Origin of the sequence: Polynucleobacter necessarius, assembly GCF_900096755.1 — a bacterium.
Classification (GTDB): Bacteria; Pseudomonadota; Gammaproteobacteria; order Burkholderiales; family Burkholderiaceae; genus Polynucleobacter; species Polynucleobacter necessarius_K.
Map to the genome: position 1 here is coordinate 255,571 of NZ_LT615227.1, position 17,881 is coordinate 273,451.

General features: G+C 45.5%; 18 protein-coding genes and 6 pseudogenes. 6 read left to right on the plus strand and 18 right to left on the minus strand.

The annotated features are described in order from the left end of the window. Positions 1–6 precede the first annotated feature (6 nt). From ccmI to DXE27_RS01385, 13 genes and pseudogenes are all read right to left on the minus strand, one after another. Positions 7–1,197, minus strand: a complete 1,191-nt coding sequence (gene ccmI / locus DXE27_RS01325) for a c-type cytochrome biogenesis protein CcmI (RefSeq protein WP_128112597.1) — start codon at positions 1,195–1,197, stop codon at positions 7–9. Next, positions 1,197–1,676, minus strand: coding sequence for a cytochrome c-type biogenesis protein (locus tag DXE27_RS01330; RefSeq protein ID WP_128112598.1), 480 nt, complete (start codon positions 1,674–1,676; stop codon positions 1,197–1,199). Before DXE27_RS01330 ends, ccmI begins: the two co-directional genes overlap by 1 nt. Beyond that, entirely contained in the window at positions 1,673–2,200 is a 528-nt protein-coding gene (locus DXE27_RS01335; protein ID WP_128112599.1) for a DsbE family thiol:disulfide interchange protein, read from the minus strand. The genes DXE27_RS01330 and DXE27_RS01335 overlap by 4 nt, the downstream gene beginning before the upstream one ends. Then, positions 2,197–4,119 carry a heme lyase CcmF/NrfE family subunit gene (locus tag DXE27_RS01340; protein ID WP_128112600.1) on the minus strand — a complete coding sequence of 641 codons (1,923 nt, stop codon included), beginning with the start codon at positions 4,117–4,119 and terminating at the stop codon, positions 2,197–2,199. The genes DXE27_RS01335 and DXE27_RS01340 overlap by 4 nt, the downstream gene beginning before the upstream one ends. Beyond that, positions 4,116–4,550, minus strand: coding sequence for a cytochrome c maturation protein CcmE (gene ccmE, locus DXE27_RS01345; RefSeq protein WP_128112601.1), 435 nt, complete (start codon positions 4,548–4,550; stop codon positions 4,116–4,118). The genes DXE27_RS01340 and ccmE overlap by 4 nt, the downstream gene beginning before the upstream one ends. Continuing rightward, positions 4,547–4,735 (minus strand): heme exporter protein CcmD, encoded by a 189-nt coding sequence (gene ccmD / locus DXE27_RS01350; RefSeq protein ID WP_128112602.1) that lies wholly within the window; start codon positions 4,733–4,735, stop codon positions 4,547–4,549. The genes ccmE and ccmD overlap by 4 nt, the downstream gene beginning before the upstream one ends. After that, on the minus strand, positions 4,735–5,511 hold the full coding sequence (gene ccmC, locus DXE27_RS01355; protein WP_128112603.1) for a heme ABC transporter permease CcmC: 777 nt from the start codon (positions 5,509–5,511) through the stop codon (positions 4,735–4,737). The genes ccmD and ccmC overlap by 1 nt, the downstream gene beginning before the upstream one ends. Continuing rightward, entirely contained in the window at positions 5,508–6,173 is a 666-nt protein-coding gene (gene ccmB / locus DXE27_RS01360; protein ID WP_128112604.1) for a heme exporter protein CcmB, read from the minus strand. Before ccmB ends, ccmC begins: the two co-directional genes overlap by 4 nt. Continuing rightward, the gene (ccmA, locus tag DXE27_RS01365) at positions 6,170–6,817 is read right to left on the minus strand and encodes a cytochrome c biogenesis heme-transporting ATPase CcmA (RefSeq protein ID WP_197712276.1); all 648 of its coding nucleotides are present in this window, start codon (positions 6,815–6,817) and stop codon (positions 6,170–6,172) included. Before ccmA ends, ccmB begins: the two co-directional genes overlap by 4 nt. Positions 6,818–7,009: 192 nt before the next feature. After that, a pseudogene (locus tag DXE27_RS01370) lies at positions 7,010–7,562 on the minus strand (flavodoxin family protein). A gap of 12 nt (positions 7,563–7,574) precedes the next feature. Further along, a pseudogene (locus DXE27_RS01375) lies at positions 7,575–8,118 on the minus strand (DUF3833 domain-containing protein). Then, on the minus strand, positions 8,118–8,672 hold the full coding sequence (locus DXE27_RS01380) for a chalcone isomerase family protein (protein WP_128112605.1): 555 nt from the start codon (positions 8,670–8,672) through the stop codon (positions 8,118–8,120). The pseudogene DXE27_RS01375 and the gene DXE27_RS01380 overlap by 1 nt, the downstream one beginning before the upstream one ends. Further along, complete coding sequence (locus tag DXE27_RS01385) at positions 8,669–9,079, minus strand: thiol-disulfide oxidoreductase DCC family protein (protein ID WP_128112606.1); 411 nt, start codon at positions 9,077–9,079, stop codon at positions 8,669–8,671. Before DXE27_RS01385 ends, DXE27_RS01380 begins: the two co-directional genes overlap by 4 nt. A 62-nt stretch (positions 9,080–9,141) precedes the next feature. Between DXE27_RS01385 and DXE27_RS01390 the strand changes: the two are divergent. Together DXE27_RS01390 and DXE27_RS01395 are read left to right on the plus strand one after the other, a co-directional pair. Beyond that, positions 9,142–9,523 (plus strand): annotated as a pseudogene (locus DXE27_RS01390) (DUF2237 family protein). Next, positions 9,520–10,420, plus strand: a pseudogene (locus DXE27_RS01395) (histone deacetylase family protein). Before DXE27_RS01390 ends, DXE27_RS01395 begins: the two co-directional pseudogenes overlap by 4 nt. A 10-nt stretch (positions 10,421–10,430) precedes the next feature. On the opposite strand, the gene DXE27_RS01400 reads toward DXE27_RS01395, so the two are convergent. The 4 genes and pseudogenes from DXE27_RS01400 to DXE27_RS08915 form a co-directional block, all read right to left on the minus strand. After that, positions 10,431–10,982 carry a phasin family protein gene (locus DXE27_RS01400; protein WP_128112607.1) on the minus strand — a complete coding sequence of 184 codons (552 nt, stop codon included), beginning with the start codon at positions 10,980–10,982 and terminating at the stop codon, positions 10,431–10,433. 113 nt (positions 10,983–11,095) lie between these two features. Beyond that, positions 11,096–11,527 (minus strand): lipid-binding SYLF domain-containing protein, encoded by a 432-nt coding sequence (locus DXE27_RS01405; protein WP_231969603.1) that lies wholly within the window; start codon positions 11,525–11,527, stop codon positions 11,096–11,098. 239 nt (positions 11,528–11,766) lie between these two features. Continuing rightward, positions 11,767–12,699, minus strand: a pseudogene (locus DXE27_RS01410) (linear amide C-N hydrolase); the annotation flags it as partial. A 106-nt stretch (positions 12,700–12,805) separates the two neighbouring features. After that, a complete protein-coding gene (locus tag DXE27_RS08915) occupies positions 12,806–12,958 on the minus strand; it encodes a hypothetical protein (protein ID WP_172457097.1) in 153 nt (50 codons plus the stop codon). Between the two features lie 172 nt (positions 12,959–13,130). Between DXE27_RS08915 and DXE27_RS01415 the strand changes: the two genes are divergently transcribed. The 4 genes and pseudogenes from DXE27_RS01415 to DXE27_RS01430 all read left to right on the plus strand — a co-directional run bounded on the left by DXE27_RS01415 (position 13,131) and on the right by DXE27_RS01430 (position 16,806). Continuing rightward, a complete protein-coding gene (locus tag DXE27_RS01415; RefSeq protein WP_128112609.1) occupies positions 13,131–13,748 on the plus strand; it encodes a DUF1345 domain-containing protein in 618 nt (205 codons plus the stop codon). A gap of 188 nt (positions 13,749–13,936) precedes the next feature. Beyond that, positions 13,937–14,500, plus strand: a complete 564-nt coding sequence (gene ahpC / locus DXE27_RS01420) for an alkyl hydroperoxide reductase subunit C (protein ID WP_128112610.1) — start codon at positions 13,937–13,939, stop codon at positions 14,498–14,500. 55 nt (positions 14,501–14,555) lie between these two features. Continuing rightward, positions 14,556–16,134 (plus strand): annotated as a pseudogene (gene ahpF, locus DXE27_RS01425) (alkyl hydroperoxide reductase subunit F). A 27-nt stretch (positions 16,135–16,161) separates the two neighbouring features. Further along, positions 16,162–16,806: an NAD(P)H-dependent oxidoreductase gene (locus DXE27_RS01430; protein WP_128112611.1), complete on the plus strand. Its 645-nt coding sequence runs from the start codon at positions 16,162–16,164 to the stop codon at positions 16,804–16,806. Between the two features lie 65 nt (positions 16,807–16,871). On the opposite strand, the gene DXE27_RS01435 is transcribed toward DXE27_RS01430, so the two are convergent. After that, positions 16,872–17,876, minus strand: coding sequence for a Bug family tripartite tricarboxylate transporter substrate binding protein (locus DXE27_RS01435; protein ID WP_128112612.1), 1,005 nt, complete (start codon positions 17,874–17,876; stop codon positions 16,872–16,874). Positions 17,877–17,881: the final 5 nt, after the last annotated feature.

Genomic DNA, 17,881 nt, shown 5'->3' on the forward strand with positions numbered 1-17,881 from the left:
CAGCAGTTATTGACGTACTTGATCAACCAAGAGTCGGACATTACTTGATCCGACCTTAACGGTTTTTGCAGAGGAAATTAAATCCCCTGCTTCCGGTTTAGCCATACCCGTTTTGGAGACTCTGACTTCAATAGAGGCTTCCGATAATTTAGATAATGGCGCGCTTGGATTCATAGCCAATGCATCAGTCAAAGAGAAACTCATTGGAAATTCAGATGCGGCAGTCTTTAGCACTGCCACAGGCATGCGCTCTCCCGGGTTACGGGCAATCACCATCACAATATCTCCAGCCTTAAGTTTGGGCCTTAGGTCGGCAGTAATCTCAATCGTGCCGCTAATGGATTTACCACCGGCTGCAACAGGACTTGCAGAAGGAAGGCCGCCTTTGGAGCGAGCATCGGCAATCGAACCTTCTATTGAGCGCGCTTCTTCTGTGCCAGGTGGTAATTGCTGCGCAAGCTTTTCCCAAGCCTGAACAGCTGCCTTGTAGTTTCCGGAGGTATAGGAAGCAGTTCCAGAAAGCCAAAGCGCCATCAAATTATTAGGATCTAACTTCAGAGCTTTATTAATTAGCTGAGTGAGTTTACCGGTAAAACTACCATTCGCATTTGTAGCTAAGACATCCGCATAGTCAGCCAACAACTGAGGATCAGAGTCAATAAAACTGCCTGCGCCTTCATAGGCAACCGCTGCCTCTTGATTCCGGCCCAAGATACGATAGGAGCGAGCCAACATGGCCCAACCCTTTAGATTGCTTGGATCCTTCTCCATCTTGGTCGCAAACTCGGCAACCATTTTCTCAACACCCTCACGCGTCATTGGCTGCTCTGCATTTCTTTCGGCAACACGCGTGGCATCGCCTAATGAAAAATACATGACGGATGAAAGCAAAACAATAAAGATGCAAAGACCAATTATCGTTTTCTTGCTTGAACCCATAACAGCACGATCATCTTCTTCGCTGGTATCTTGAAATAAGCGCTGACGCATTTCTGCATGAGAAATTTCATAATCAACTGCATTGATCACGCCAGATTCGCGCTCAGCCTCTAACTTCTCCAGTTCATCACGATAAATCGCAGCATTCATTTGACGGCGAGAGGTGAGCTCACCTTTCGCCGGGAATATAAAGGGGCGCAATAAGAGCACCAATACCAAGACTAATAAAAGAAATGCTGGAATGAGAAAGCTGGTCATTAATTGCTCTTATCTTCTTTGCCGGCGTTATTTAGCAAGGCATCAATTTTTTGGTTATCCTCATCCGTTAAAATGGTGCTGGGCACACTGCTGTTTCTTCTGCGTAAGTAACCTAACAACCCAACGATACCGATGAGAAGGATGACAAAAGGCCCAATCCAAAGCAGCCAGGTGATTGGCTTAATAGGTGGACGATATAAAACAAAATCACCATAGCGCTCGACCATAAAGGTTCTGATTTGATCGTCGCTCTTACCTTCTTTAATCAGGATGCGAATTTCTCGACGCAAATCATTTGCCAAATCAGAGCGGGATCCCGCAAGTGACTCATTTTGACAAACCAGGCAGCGCATTTCTTCGGAGATGCTGATTAAACGCTGCTCAGTCAGCGGATCATCGGCCAATGGAGCAGCATCCTTGGCATAAGAAATGCTCAAGCTAAAAGCACATAAGGCAATGAGCAATAAGCGCTTCATCATTTCTTGAGCTCACTTACCAAAGGAAAAATCTTTTGATTCAAGATTTCTAGACTTAGAGGTCCAATATGCTTAAACCGGATGATGCCCGCCTTATCAACGACATAAGTCTCTGGGACACCATAAACGCCGTAATCAATTCCAACGCGCCCATTCGCATCAAATGCTGATAAGAGATATGGGTTTCCCTGCTTTGCCAACATTGCCAAAGCATCTTCTCGTTTGTCTTTGTAATCCAAACCAATGACGGGCACCACCTGAGATTTAGCAAGCTCAACCAATACTGGATGCTCTTCGCGACAAGCAACACACCAAGAGGCCCACACATTCAAAATCCAAACCTGCCCCTTCATACTAGCTGGAGAGAAAGTCTTGTTGGAGTCTCCAAGTTGAGGCACTTCAAATGCGGGCGCTGCTTTATTAATTAAAGGTGACGGCACCTCATGTGGATCGCGATTGAGGCCGATTGCTAAAAAGACAACCAGAACAACAAATAGCAGCAAGGGAATTAAAAATTTTGCCTTCATGAGATCTGCTTTTTCAATTTGATGCGATAGCGCTTATCTGAGATCGCCAAAACTCCACCAAGCGCCATTAACAAGCAACCACCCCAAATCCAATCTACAAAAGGTTTGTAGTAAACACGTACCGCCCAAGATTTGTCATCCAACTCTTCACCAAGGGAAACATATATATCTCGAGTTAAGCCTGCATCAATAGCCGCTTCTGTCATTGGCATTGTGGAGGAGAAATAACTACGCTTTTCTGGATACATCGTAGTTTCTGTTTTGCCATTTTTGGTCAATAGGAATGCGCCGCGCATTGCTTGATAATTTGGACCCATTGCAGCTGTAACGCTTTGTAACTGAATTTGATAGCCGCCAACAGAAACCGTATCACCTGCTGACATGCGCACATCTTTTTCCTCTTGATATGCGCCAACCATGGTGACGCCAATCACAAATACAGCTATTCCAAGATGGGCAACTTGCATACCAACAAATGAGCGAGTAGGTTTACCTGCTTTTGCTTGACGAATGATTTGCAGACAACCTGAAGCTATCACCCAGAAAGCCAATAAGAGCCCTAGGCCTGCCAACCAAGTAAATTGACCCATGATGAGAGGAATGGCAACACCCGCCGCAACCACTGCTACCAAGCCTGCAAGCCATAAGCGCTTAACTACGGTAACTAGATTGGTATTTTTCCAGCTTGTCCAAGGTCCAACTCCCATCAACACCAATAAAGGAATCATGATGGGCACAAACACACTATTGAAGTATGGAGGGCCGACAGAAATCTTACCTAAGTGAAGTGCATCGATCAGCAATGGATAAAGAGTGCCAAGCAACACCGAGCCAGCGGAGACTACTAAAAATACATTGCCTAGCAAGATGAAGGTTTCTCTTGAGCTCAAACTAAATTTACTGCCTAGAGCACTCTTAGGCGCACGCCATGCGTACAGCACTAAAGAAGATCCAACCACTAAAGCCAAGAAGATCAGAATGAAGATGCCGCGTCTTGGGTCTGTTGCAAAAGCATGAACAGATGTTAGTACGCCCGAGCGGACCAAGAATGTTCCCAACAAAGAGAGTGAGAACGCGGTAATTGCCAACAACACGGTCCAGCTTTTAAATCCACCGCGTTTCTCGGTAGCCGCCAATGAGTGTAGGAGTGCAGTGCCAACTAACCAAGGAATGAAAGAGGCATTTTCAACCGGATCCCAGAACCACCAACCGCCCCAACCCAACTCGTAATATGCCCACCATGAACCTAGAGCAATGCCTAGCGTTAAAAATATCCACGCTGCAGTGGTCCAAGGTCGAGACCAGCGTGCCCAGGCAGCATCTAATCTGCCAGACAACAAAGAGGCGATAGCAAATGCAAAAGCCACAGAAAACCCAACATATCCCATGTACAACATTGGTGGATGAAAGACTAATCCGGGATCTTGTAGGAGCGGATTTAATGAGCGGCCATCTTGCGCTGCAGGTAAAAGACGCGTGAAGGGACTAGACGTAGTCAACACAAACAATAAGAGACCGCTAGTCACAAGCCCTAGAACACCAATGACTCGCGCCACCATAAACTCGTCCAAAGCTTTAGAGAGTTGAGCAACCAAGATAGTCCATGTGCTTAATAAGAAAATCCACAACAACAAAGAACCTTCATGCCCACCCCATACAGCACCTAAACGATAAACGACTGGCAGCTGGGAATTGGAATGCTCTGCTACATAGAGCACTGAAAAGTCATTAATGTAAAAACTCCAGGCCAGAATTGCGAATGCAATGGCAAGCAAGAGAAAAACTGTTTGGGCTGCTGGTCTAGCTAAGACTAACCACTCACGGCGGCCATAATGCGCGCCAACTAAAGGCAAGACCCCTTGTATGCAAGCAACACAAAGAGCAAGTATTAATGTGTAATGCCCAAACTCAGGAATCATTTATTACTTCCGTTTTTCTGTGCCTGATCTAAAGCATGCTTAGCTTCGGGCGGCATGTAGTTTTCATCATGCTTTGCTAAGACTTCACTAGCCACAAATTCGCCATTCGAATTAAGGCGACCCTGAATCACTGCGCCTTTACCTTCTTTAAATAAATCAGGAAGAATACCGGTGTAAGACACTGGAATATCTTTTGCCATATCGGTAATTACAAAATGTACTGTAAGTCCATCGCGTTTGACTGACCCGTCTTTCACCATGCCGCCAATCCTAAATGCTTGTCCATTAGGAGCCTTGCCAGCAGCAACCTCACTTGGGGTGACATACAAAGCTATATTGCTATTTAGCGCATTCAAAATCAGAAGTGCAGCCACGCCTATAACAGCGAGAGCCGCAATAATGATGACTGCACGTTTATGTCTAGGTTTCACTTACTGCTCTCTTTATCAAACTGCTCTGCTAGGCGCTCTTGTTGAAGTCTACGAATAACCGCTTTGAAGCGTGCACGAATTGCTAAAGGCTCAATCAGCATCACCAAAGCGCAAACACCAAAACTACTCCACGCGTAAAGTGCGTAGCCACCCATAGCAAAGAATTCAGAAGGGCTATTCCACATTAATTCTTAACCTCGCTTAATTGTCTCACCCAATCAGCATGAGCCTCACGCTCCAGAATGATGGTCCTGACTCGCATCAAGCCTACTGCAATCGAGTACATCCAGAAACATAAAGCCATTAATAACATTCCTAGCAACATGGTCTGAGCCATAGCAGGCGCCTTAGTTAAAGAAACCGACGCGCCTTGATGCAAGGTATTCCACCATTTCACCGAGAAATAAATGATAGGCACATTCACCACTCCAACCAATGCCAAGATTGCGCCAGCTTTATCAGCTCTACGTGGATTATCAATAGAGGCCTGCAAAGCGATAAAGCCTAAATACAAAAATAACAATATCAACTCTGATGTCAGACGTGCATCCCAAACCCACCAAGCACCCCACATTGGCTTGCCCCAGAAGGCACCTGTCCATAAAGATAAGAAGGCCATCCATGCCCCAACAGGTGCAAGTGCTTGAGCCATCATGGCAGACAGGCGTGTATTAAATACCAATCCCAACCCAGCCCACATGGCCATGACTAAGTAAATAAACATCGACATCCATGAAGCAGGCACATGGATAAAAATAATTCGATAGCCTTGACCTTGAACAGCATCGACTGGTGCTACAAAAAAACTCACCCATAAACCAGCGGCGCCAAATAACCCTGCGAGCACCAAAAAAATAGGGATTAACTTGCCCGCCACCGGATAGAAGGTGCTCGGGCTTGATAACTTAAACCAGTTAATCAAGCGGTTTTCAGAAAAGGAGGAGTTATTTGGTTGGTTCATTCAATCGCAATCTTTACAGCAGCACTACTTACCCAAGGTACAAATGCTAAAGCCAAAATCAATAATGCGCCTAGCAATGAAAAATGGCCTGATGTATCCAGACCCACGCTATTGGCATAGACAGCGCCGGCACCAAAGATCAGCACCGGTATATAGAGAGGCAAAATCAAAAGACTCATCAGTACGCTACCGCCCCTTACACCCAGAGTTAAGGCTGCACCAATGGACCCCAGTAATGAGAGCACTGGGGTTCCCAATAAAAGCGTACCCATCAACACATATAAAGAGCTCGCATCTAAATCAAACTGAATACCAATAGTAGGAGCCAAGAGCACGAGCGGCAAACCGCAAACAAGCCAATGTGCAATAATTTTTCCCGCCACCAAAAATACCAATGGTTGAGGCGCTAACGCCAACTGCTCCAACGCGCCGTCCGCATAGTCAGAAGCAAACATGCGGTGCAAACCCAACAGGGTAGATAACAAAGCGGCCACCCAAATCACTCCCGGAGCAATCTTGCGCAACAATGCGGCATCCGCACCGATACCCAGCGGGAATAGACTGGTCACCACCACGAAGAAGAACAAGGCAGTCAGCACCTCACTCTTGCGTCGCATGACCAAGAGTAAATCCCTGTGAATCATTGTTAGCAAGGCGTTCATAGGTCGAGCACCTGCACATTAGGTAGATTCACCTCTTGATGGCTAGTGAAAATCACCAAGCCACCATCCTCCAGCTGCCCTGCAATCAAGCTTTGCAGTTCTTGTACGGCCTTCACGTCGAGAGCATTAAACGGCTCATCCAAGATCCATAGTTTGGCCTGACGAGTTAACATTCGCGCCATTAGGACGCGTCGCTTCTGTCCTGCAGATAAGTAATTCGCTGGCAAGTCTTCGCGACCACGTAGACCAAAACGCCATAAAGTAGCCAACGCTTTTTCGTGACTCAATGCAACACCATCGAGCGACGCATACATTTGTAAATTTTCTAAAGCGCTGAGGTCTTCCTTCAGAGCATCTCTATGCCCCAGAAACAAAAGATCACGGTGATAAGCGATGGCATTGGATGCGATAGATAGATTGCCCCAAAGAACCCCGCCAGATTCAGGTTTAGCCAAGCCAGTCAAAAGGCGCAGCAAACTTGTTTTGCCAACTCCGTTCTCACCTCGAACATGCAAGCAACTTCCGGAGACTACCCGCAGATTTAAGCCTGAAAAAAGTCGTTTTTCACCTCGCACGCAAGTTAGAGCGCGGGCTTCGAGCACATAGCTGGTCTTGCTGGAGGTCGGGGAAATATTGTTTGCCATGAAAGGCTTGTGGCTTACTTCAAACCACCCCAGGCATTGTCCAAGAGCCTATAGACCCTGTCAAACAAGCAAAAGTGGATTTTTGAGAATAATCTCTTTTAATTCAATTGCTTAGAGAATTATAAACTGACTATGATGGGAAATAAAAAACCACCCGAAGGTGGTTTTTAGTCCATCCATCACATAAACCGTTTATTTAAGGCGTTTTGTGATTTCGGCGATACGTTGACCATAGAGTCTTGCAGTCTCCAAATCGCCCGCATTCACTTCGTCAGCACTCGCATCAGAAGGGGTTTGCATCATTGCACCGGCAGAAGAGCCCGACATAGTTCACGTCATCTCGTTTAGCAGCCTTGGAGTTAGAAGGCATGAGCCAAGTACCAACCCATAAACCAGAATGCTGCATTGCTAAAGTAAAGAAATAATGCAAAGTGGAATGCTTGTCACCGTTCATTGTGGCCGAGTTTGTAAACCCGCCAAACACCTTGTCTTTCCACTGCTGAGAAAACCATTGCTTGGAAGATGCGTCAGCAAACTTCTTAAATTGCCAGCTCACTGTTCCCATATAAGTTGGGGAGCCAAACACGATTGCATCAGCCTCATTTAAGGTTGCCCATTGCGCATCGGTAATATTACCTTCAGCATCGATAGCAACCAATGTGCCATTAGCACCTTTAGCAACTGCTTCAGCTTGTTTTACGGTGTGGCCATAACCACTATGAAATACCACGGCAATTTTTGTCATATTTTTCTCCTTTTAGAAGCTCAAAGTTACCTCGCCCAGATCGATACCAAACTTGCTCATTTTTGCCTTATTGAGCATTACCTTGGGGGTTTTACTCTAGGTACATCCAATCATTGAATTGCACGTGATAAATCGTGCCATCTACCGGCAATGCCAGGGTATATGTCCAGTTCAGAGCATTCCCTGCCAGGTCACCCTGCGCATTACCAACAACATCATCTGCGCGACCAACAAACTTACCAGGCGATTGCTCAGTCAAAGTCCAAATACGCTTTTGCTTGGTGCCGTCAGAGTAGTCAAAGCTCTCATCCAGAGTTCCGACCTTCTTGCCATCAACCACAGTCCAGCTCGCTTTAATCAACACCGTAAATCTTTTCTTAACTTCGCCGTTTCGATCGGTGAAGATGCCATAAGCATCAATCGTGCCTGAAAAATATTCACTTAAATCCAGCGCCGGCTTTTCATTTGCGTATTGGGACGCTTGAGGGCTAGAGCATGAGACTAAAAATAGACCGCAAAAAATTATCAAGATAAAACTAGATAGGGAGCGTTTCATTATTTGCAGACCTCATTAAAAAGTGGTGGCGGACAGCTTTGTCCAAGTAGCTCTGTGCGCAGCTGTGGTGCGCTTGTCTTTGGGTCAAGCCAAATACCAAAGAAGGCTTTTGGAAATTCAGCTCCAGCAATTTGTCCAACTTGTTTCCCATCATGATAGAAATTAGTGCCCTGCTTAGGAGTGTAAATTGCCGTCAATGCTTGACCAGACTCAACATTAGGCAAGAGCGCCGAAAGCTCTTTACCCCACAGAGTCGCCTGCGTATCAGGTACGCCAATTTTTTTCAGCTCATCCGCGCTGCGATTGGCGATAGAGGCTCCAGAAAATGATTTGTAATATTTCAAGTGCAACGCAAATTCTGGAGAGGTAAAACCTCCTGAACGATAAAAAGATGCGTCATAAACATGTAAACCCCACCAAGTGAGCTTGCCACTTCCTTGAAGCTTTGCAGGATTCAGGCCTGTTTCAATGGGATTTAGATCGCGCGCAAATCCACTAGTAAAAAGGGAAAGGTTGAGGGCGCAAACCACCAACAAGAATTTGAGAGTCTTCATTGGCCCACCTTTGACGATTGGTGTTTTGCCAAACGCAATGCTATTGGACTAAAAAGGCTTGAAATAGCATGTCTGTTATTAGCAAAAAAGCGATAGAAAACTCGCAAAATAGGCTGCAGAGTTGCCCTAGATAATAACCAAGCTAAAGCTGGGAGGTTGGCCCTGCGGTATGCCTCAGAAAAAACAGGTACCCCATGGATTAATTTACCACTAGCAAATTGTCCGTACATCGCCGCCAAGGCAGCCTCACAGGAAATACCGATCCTGTCTGAGTCAAATCGATCGGAGTTGATATCAATAAAATCGAGTAATCCTGCTTTATTTCTACCGGATAAAAAAAGAATCTCCGCCTGACACAAAGGGCAAGCGCCATCGTAAAACAAAGTGAGTTTTTCTAATTGAGTCATCTCTGAGCAAGTTTAAGCTTTATTCAATAAACTGGCTGGCGACAACATCATAGAAAGTATTTATGCAAAAGGAAGTAGCGCTCAATGTATTTTGGCAACCTCTTATCCCCTGCTCCTTTGACCCCCTAACAGGGTTTTTTAGAGATGGTTGCTGTAAAACCAATGAAGAAGATATTGGCAGTCATTTAGCGTGCGCAGTAGTTACACGTGAATTTTTACAATTTAACCTAGAGCGCGGCAATGATCTTTGATCTTATTACCCCTAGGCCAGAGTATCAGTTTCCCGGCCTAACCCCTGGAGATCAATGGTGTCTTTGTATTAAACGCTGGACGGAAGCACTAGCGGCAGGATGCGCTCCCTTGCTAAAGCTAGAGAGTACGCACTTCAAGGCATTGGAAACCGTATCACTAGAGACCTTGCAACAATTTTCGAGTGAAGCTTGAAGGCGTTTTATACCGATCACTTTGTTTTACCGCTTCCAGAGGGGCATCGCTTCCCCATGGAAAAATATTCACGCTTACGAGATTTGGTAGGCAGCATTCAAAGCATTGAACTCGTTGAGGCACCGCCAGCCACAGACACACAAATTCTCTATGCTCATGATCCTCAATATCTGATCAAAATTATTACGGGCAACCTAACGCCGCAAGAACAAAGAGAAATTGGATTTCCATGGAGCGAGAAAATGGTTGAACGCTCACGCCGTTCAGCTGGCGCCACTGTTGCGGCAGCGAAGACCGCCCTGCAGGAAGGTGTTGCAGCAAATCTCGTCGGGGGAACTTATCATGCCTATCGAGATACTGGTAGCGGCTTTTGTGTTTTTAATGACTCAGCGATTGCTGCACGTAGCCTACAAAAAGAAGTGAGTTCAAAGCCGAAGGTTGCCATTGTTGATTTGGATGTCCACCAAGGCAATGGAACAGCCTCTATTCTGGAGCATGATTCCTCCATCTTCACCCTGTCCATTCACGGCGAAAATAACTTCCCCTTTAAAAAAGAAGTGAGCGATCTTGACGTTGGCTTGGCAGATGGTTGCAATGATGAAATCTACCTTAAGGCACTAACTAGCTGCCTCGATCAACTTGATAGCCGCTTTAAGCCAGACTGCATCATCTATTTAGCTGGAGCAGACCCGCACGAAGGGGATCGACTTGGTAGGCTGAAGGCTAGTAAAGAAGGCATGCGCTTGAGAGATGAAGCAGTATTTCAATACGCTTTAGATAAAAAAACTGCCTCTTACTTTCTCCATGGCAGGCGGCTATGGCAAGGAAATTACATCTACTGTAGATATTCACTTTCAAACCATTCAAACCGCACTGCGCTTTCAGAAGCAATATTAAGTTGTAGCGTTTAGCTCTTTTTCTTGGGGGCAGCTTTGACGCCCGATAGATTGCTAACATTCTCGACACTCTTTTCAAAGTTAGAGAATGGGTCTGCCATTGCCGCGCGAATCAATTCAAAATTTTGCAAGGCGTTATTAAACGAGGCCTTAAATACTGAAACGTAAGCCTCACTTCCCAGCGGTGCATTATCGGTCGCGTCATTAACGAAATGAATCAAATCTGCTTTTGACTCTTTAATCATTTTCTCCGCAATATCAGAAAGCTCTTGATTGCCACTCTTTAATACCTGAAGCAATTGATTGTGATATTGCGAAATCTCTTTAGCCGCATCCTGCAATACCTCAGCATGAATATAGTCAAACGCAGTCTTAGAGTCCTGAGTCTTCATCAACTCTGAAACGCGCTTCTGAATTAACTCGGCAAGCTCTTGTGTTGCCTGCTGATTAATATGTGCAATGGCCTGCGCACTTTCGATCGCCACCCTTCCAGCAGCCTTGGTAGCTTCAACTGCTCGTTGCTGACCTTGCACAACCTTTGTATCAAATGATTTCTTACTCATGTCGACCTTTCGGATGGGGATTGATAGATATCAATCTACTCCGCTTCAGAAGGCTTTCTATAGAGGAATACCAGTAGATAAGGTGCTAAATCACTTTTTCTTAGGCAGGCTAACTATGGTGGAACCTTATATTTAGCCTGCAAGTCATACCCAGAAAGGCCCACGGTATAGAAGGTGATATCCGGATTGAAGGAGCGGATAGTGCCGCCTGAACCAGCCGAAAAGTTGGCATCCACATCCAGACCACCACGTCGCCCATCTATTGAAGTCAGCAAGAACTGATCAATTGCTCCCGGGGTCTTAAAAATGGCAATCTGGTATTGATCCTGATAACCCGCACCCAATCCCTCGCCTGTCTTAATCGCCTGCATAAATACGGGCTCTTTACGTCTCTTATCAAAAAGAACGCCTTCCCCGCGCGCCACCACAATTAAGACCACGTTGATATTGGTAGTGCTATAAACAGCATAGCCCGCAGCTTGATCGATTTGCTTTTTAACTTCGGAGTTTTGTTTGATTAACGCATCAAGCCCAGTCTTAGCCATCTGCAGAGTGGCATTACGCTTTTGAATAATTTGTTCCTGCGTAAGCGGCTTGCCATCATTGCCAGTAGATTGGACAGCCTACTAAAAAAACTACCGCAAGCAATGTTGCGGTAGTGCTTCGAGCAATTTTAAAAAGTTGTGATGGCATGAAAAAATTAATTAACCGAGATTGTGGATAAAGGCTTATCTAGTTTGATGTACTTCACTTCTTTAGCGTTGACATCCATCTTTTTGAGATCCTAAGTATAGACATTGGTGTTCTCATACATTTTGCTGCTGTAGGTCATATTTTTATTATTTGCCACAACGCTCCACTCGGTTACCTCATACCCTCCAGTACCGCCTCCATAGGGATTGCTTGCTGGCAAAGTGACAGCTCCCGGAGGAATATCAAAACTACCAATGATGTGCCAAGCGGCACTATTCATTTGTGCAGCAGTAAAAGTTTTGGGAACTGAATCAGAATGAAAGATTGCCCGAATAAATCGACTAGGACTTAAGTAATCCCCTGGCAGACCATGCAACCCGCTGCCTGAGCTAGGCGGAGTAAAAGACGCGCCATTGATCACTAGGGCTGGCTTCTCAACTTTTGAGAGATTTACATAATTACCAATATTTTTGAGCTGATCCCTAAATGGAGGGTCATTAGTAAAGGCGCCTACTGGATTGTCGGTAATAACTAATTCACCTTTGAGGTATTCAATGGCCACACTCTTGCTGCTAGCAGCATGAAATGAATAATGCACTGCAACGGTTTGATTGTTATAGGCTGCAATCGTAGAGCGATTGACTTTAATTTTCTGCAAACCGGCTTTAACTTCATCAACTGTTGCAAAGTTTGTCAAAGCATATGTAACTACCTGAGCGGAGCTAATGCTATTGGCGGACTCAGCTGGCGCAACCGCTTGAAACACTGCGCTATTGGGCGCATTAAACATACCGCCAATTAAGCCCTTTTCATTCATGCCATCTGCATACATAGGGAGGCCAAGCGCATTCATCCCCACAACGGCATATTTAGTATTCCAGTTAAGCCCTGTTTCAAGCTTGCCATCAGCACCAACACCCTTCATTGCAAAATCTCTGGGCATAACAGCCAATTGAGAATTCAGAGGCATACCAAACTCCAAGGTACGGCCATAGACCAAGCCACCATCGCTACCCTTCAAAGTGAAGCTAGTGCAAGCGTTGCCGCCACTGAAGTAGCAACGATTTTTTAACCATCTCTTGACTCATGACTATTCCTTAAATTGAATTCTGATAATTTCCGAAAAAAACTTATGCATTTTTGCCAAATGCAGGCGCAAGCAGATTCATCAAGCCAGATACATCAGCCTCTGCTGGCTGAGTACTAATATAGGCCCCAATACATGCACCAAGAATTACTAGCAACCCCACCAACAAAGTCCAGCTTCGCAAATTCTTACGCAATTTTATTCCCCTTATAGGCATTTATTTTCACCATTTTCGCCCAGATCAGCACTCGTAACAAGCTTGTTTGACCGCAAGGGCCCTTGATTTTGAGTGCATACTAGTGCCAATATGAAAGTACATCACTGGACACAGCATTGGCACCACTTAAGCGCCACATTAAGACTCACCATTGGCGCAGCTGCAGGGCCTCATCACCTTCTTTTTGTTATCGCCTGAAACCGTCCTGGCAGCTCGCTTAGCGCTATCCTGGTCCGCAGCAGGAGGTCTATATCTATTGCTTAGCTACTTCATGATGTATTTCTCATCTGAAGAAAACATCCTCACACTCTCCAAGAAAGAGGATGATGGCGCCGCCGTCATTTTGCTCATCATTATTTTTGGGGCGGCAGCTAGCCTCATTGCAATTGTGATTATTCTGTCGAGCCTTAAATCTCTGCCATTCTCGGTAGCGGCACGCTATATCGCCCTGGTGTTGACTACATACATCATCTCCTGGCTTTTTGTGCACACTGCATTCGCCCTGCACTATGCCCACGTTTACTATCAAGAGCTTCAAAAGACCAATGAAGCCCCTTTGCTGTTTGCAGCAAAACCAAAGCCCACTTACGTAGACTTTCTATACTTTTCAATGGTGGTTGGCATGCCTTGCCAAACTGCTGACGTCAATATCGCCAGCTCACGCATACGCTTTTTAGTCATGATTCAAGGTATGACCGCGTTTGCCTTCAATGCCTCCTTGCTTGCTTTAGCAATCAACCTGATCTCAGGGGTAGTGGCCTTTAGCTGAGGCCTCTCAACAATAGAATTAAATTGACTTAGGCACCCAAAGTGCCTTTTAGGGCGAATTGAGCGCCCTTTCTAATTATCGAATAAATCGATAATTAATATTAATTTAATTCATTAGACAAATATACTCTTCAAGCTCAAAATGGGGTCTGTTGTTACATACCGATTAACCCATATAAGGAGCGCAATATGTCCCTCATCAATACCGCAGTACAACCATTTAAAACTCAAGCTTTCCACAACGGCAAATTTGTGACCGTTAGCGATGAGAGCCTCAAAGGCAAATGGTCAGTATTGATTTTCATGCCAGCAGCATTTACTTTTAACTGCCCAACAGAAATTGAAGATGCAGCAGAGAACTATGCTGAATTTCAAAAGATGGGTGCTGAAGTGTATATCGTTACAACTGACACACATTTCTCACACAAAGTTTGGCACGAAACTTCTCCTGCAGTAGGAAAAGCAAAGTTCCCACTCGTTGGCGACCCAACACATACTTTGACAAATGCATTTGGCGTGCACATTCCTGAAGAAGGTTTAGCATTGCGCGGCACATTCATCATTAATCCTGAAGGTGTTATCAAGACTGCAGAAGTGCATTCAAATGAAATCGCTCGTGATGTTTCTGAAACATTACGCAAGCTCAAAGCAGCACAGTACACAGCAGCACATCCAGGTGAAGTTTGCCCTGCCAAGTGGAAAGAAGGCGCAGCAACATTAACTCCTTCTTTAGACCTCGTAGGCAAGATCTAAGCGGAAGCTGTATTGAATTAATAGACTCACCAAACACAAGATCAAGGAACCCACCATGCTCGATACCAATATCAAATCACAGCTAAAGGTCTACTTTGAAAAGATCGTTAGCCCAATTGTTTTAACTGCATCTGTAGATGGCAGCGAAAAGTCAGCAGAAATGCTCGAATTGCTAAATGAAGTAGCTGAGCAGTCTGATAAAATTGCCGTCAAGACCGACGGCAAAGCTGATCACATCCCTAGTTTCACCGTTAGTAAATCAGATGATGCAGCACGCATTACATTTGCTGGGCTGCCAATGGGTCATGAAATGACTTCATTTATCTTGGCAATTTTGCAAGCTAGTGGCTACCCCCCCTAAAGTAGAGCAAGAGGTTCTGGATCGTATTCGCCACCTAGATGGTCAGCTGCGCTTTCAGGCCTTCATCTCACTGTCATGCCATAACTGCCCTGACGTAGTGCAAGCACTTAATCTCATGGCAGCAATTAATCCCAACATTCAACACGAAATGATTGATGGCGCACTGTTTCAGGGATTAGTAGATCAGTATCAAATCATGGCCGTGCCAACAGTCATTGTAAATGGTGAGGCATTTGGACAAGGTCGCATGAGTGTTGAAGAGATTCTAGCTAAGCTAGATACTGCCAGCCCTCAAGAGGAGGCTGCAAAGCTTTCTGCAAAAGCACCTTACGATGTTCTAGTGGTAGGCGGTGGCCCAGCTGGCTCTGCAGCTGCTATTTATGCCGCCCGCAAAGGCATCCGCACAGGTGTGATTGCTGAGCGCTTTGGTGGTCAAGTAATGGATACCCTGGGAATTGAAAATTTCATTTCTGTTGAACATACTGAAGGACCAAAATTAGTTCAGGCTCTAGAGCAGCACGTCAAAAGCTATGAAGTCGACATCATGAACTTGCAACGGGCTACCGCACTGCGCAAATCAGGCAACGGAATTGAGTTGGGGCTCGCTAACGGAGCGGTTCTCAAAAGTAAGTCAGTTATCTTAAGTACCGGCGCACGCTGGAGAGAAATGAATGTGCCAGGCGAGCAAGAATATCGCGGTAAAGGTGTGGCTTACTGCCCGCATTGCGATGGACCCTTGTTCAAAGGAAAACGTGTAGCTGTGATCGGCGGCGGTAATTCCGGGGTTGAGGCTGCCATTGATTTAGCGGGTATTGTGAGTCATGTCACCTTAATTGAGTTTGACAGCAAATTACGCGCTGATGCAGTTTTGCAAACCAAACTCAATAGCCTATCAAACGTCACCGTGATTAAGAGTGCGCTTACTAAGGAAGTTATCGGCGATGGCAGCAAGGTGAGCGGCTTACGCTACCAAGATCGCACCAATGATTCTTTGCATGCTATTGAGCTGGAAGGCATCTTTGTCCAAATTGGCCTGCTACCCAATACAGATTGGCTCAAGGGCACGATTGAGCTCTCTAAGCATGGCGAAGTAATCGTAGATGCAAAAGGCGAGACCTCTCTTCCTGGTGTATTTGCTGCCGGAGACTGCACGACCGTTCCTTACAAGCAAATCATTATTGCTATGGGTGAAGGCGCCAAGGCTTCGCTGGGAGCTTTTGATTACCTGATCCGTTCATCTGTCGTGGAGAGTGAACTTGCGGTAGCCGCTTAAAATACCCAATTACCCAAAGGAATCAATATGAGTCTGATCGACAAACTGCAGTGGCGCTATGCCACTAAAAGGATGGATGCTACACAATCAGTCCCCGAAGCAAAGGTGGATCAGATCCTGGAAGCTATTCGAATGACAGCAAGCTCAAGCGGCCTACAGCCTTATGAAGTGATTGTTATAACCAATAAGGCTATTCGTGAAAAGATTAAGTCAATTGCCTGGGATCAAACTCAAATTGTGGACTGCTCTCATTTGCTGATCTTTGCAGCCTGGGATAACTACACTGCAAAACGAATCAACGATGCCTTTGATATGACTGAAAAAATTCGTAACTTCAAGAGCGAAGCGGGAGATATCTATCGCCAGAAGTTACTTAGCACCTACCCTGTTCGTGATGCTGAGCTCAATTACACCCATGCAGCCAAACAAGCCTATATTGGATTAGGTACAGCGCTGATTGCGGCTGCATATGAGCAAGTTGACTGCACGCCGATGGAGGACTTTGATCCCGCAACGCTCGATGAAATCTTAAACCTTAAAGAAAATGGGTTGCGTAGCGTTGTGATGCTTCCACTAGGCTATAGAAAAGCAGATGAAGACTGGTCAGTCACTCCTAAGAAGGCTAGAAGATCGAAAGAAAATTTTGTTAGAGTATCGACTAATGCAGCCTAGTCTTTCAATCATTAAAAAACCACCTGCGGGTGGTTTTTTAATGTCGTTAACTAGCTTATAAAATATTAGTCTACGGAAATCTTGGCTTTCTCTACAACTTTAGACCAACGACTTTGCTCTAGCTTGATAAATGTCGCGAATTGACTTGGGGTATCGCCAACCAGCACTGCGCCATCCTCAAGCATCCTCTTGGAATCCTCTTTTGACTTCAAGGATTTTGCGATTTCTTTTTGCAATTTCTCAATGATTGGTTGAGGGGTGCCAGCAGGCACCATAATTCCATACCACTGTGATGTTTCAAAGCCTTTGTACCCCAACTCCGACAATGTAGCTACATTGGGCAACACCTTGGATCTCTCGGAAGAACCAACGGCCAGAGGACGCAACGTGCCTCCTTTAATCTGCCCCATTAATGATGGAAGGCCATTAAAGGTTGCTTGTATTTGCCCACCTATTAAATCAGTCAGCATAGGCCCAGACCCTTTGTATGGGACGTGCACCAAATCAATGCCAGCTTCAGATGAAAAATATTCCATAGCCAAGTGCCCAGCGCTACCGTTGCCAGCAGACCCGTAATTAATTTTTCCTGGATTTTTTTTAGCATCAATTACTAAGTCACCCAATGTTTGATAGGGGCTCTTTGAGCTAACAGCAATCACATTCGGCACCTTTGCCACCAAGGTAACGGGTGCGAAATCCTTATTGGGGTCGTACGGTAACTTCTTGCCAAACAAGGCTGGATTCACTGCAAGCGTTCCCACATGCCCCAGTATCAATGTGTATCCATCTGGGTTTGCGCGCTTCACTTCCTCCATGGCAATATTCCCAGCACCCCCTGGTTTATTGTCAACATAAACTGACTGACCAAGGCTAGTGCTAAGGCTATTGGCTACAGACCTGGCAACAATCTCAGAAGTTCCACCAGTGGCAAAGGGGACAACCAATCGAATAGATTTGCCAGGAGGATAGCTCACGATCAAATTGATTGGTCGATTTGGCCACTCCTGAGCGGTCGCCATACCGGCAATCGAAAGAATTGCCAAAAATAAAGATTGTTTAAAGAATTTCATTATGT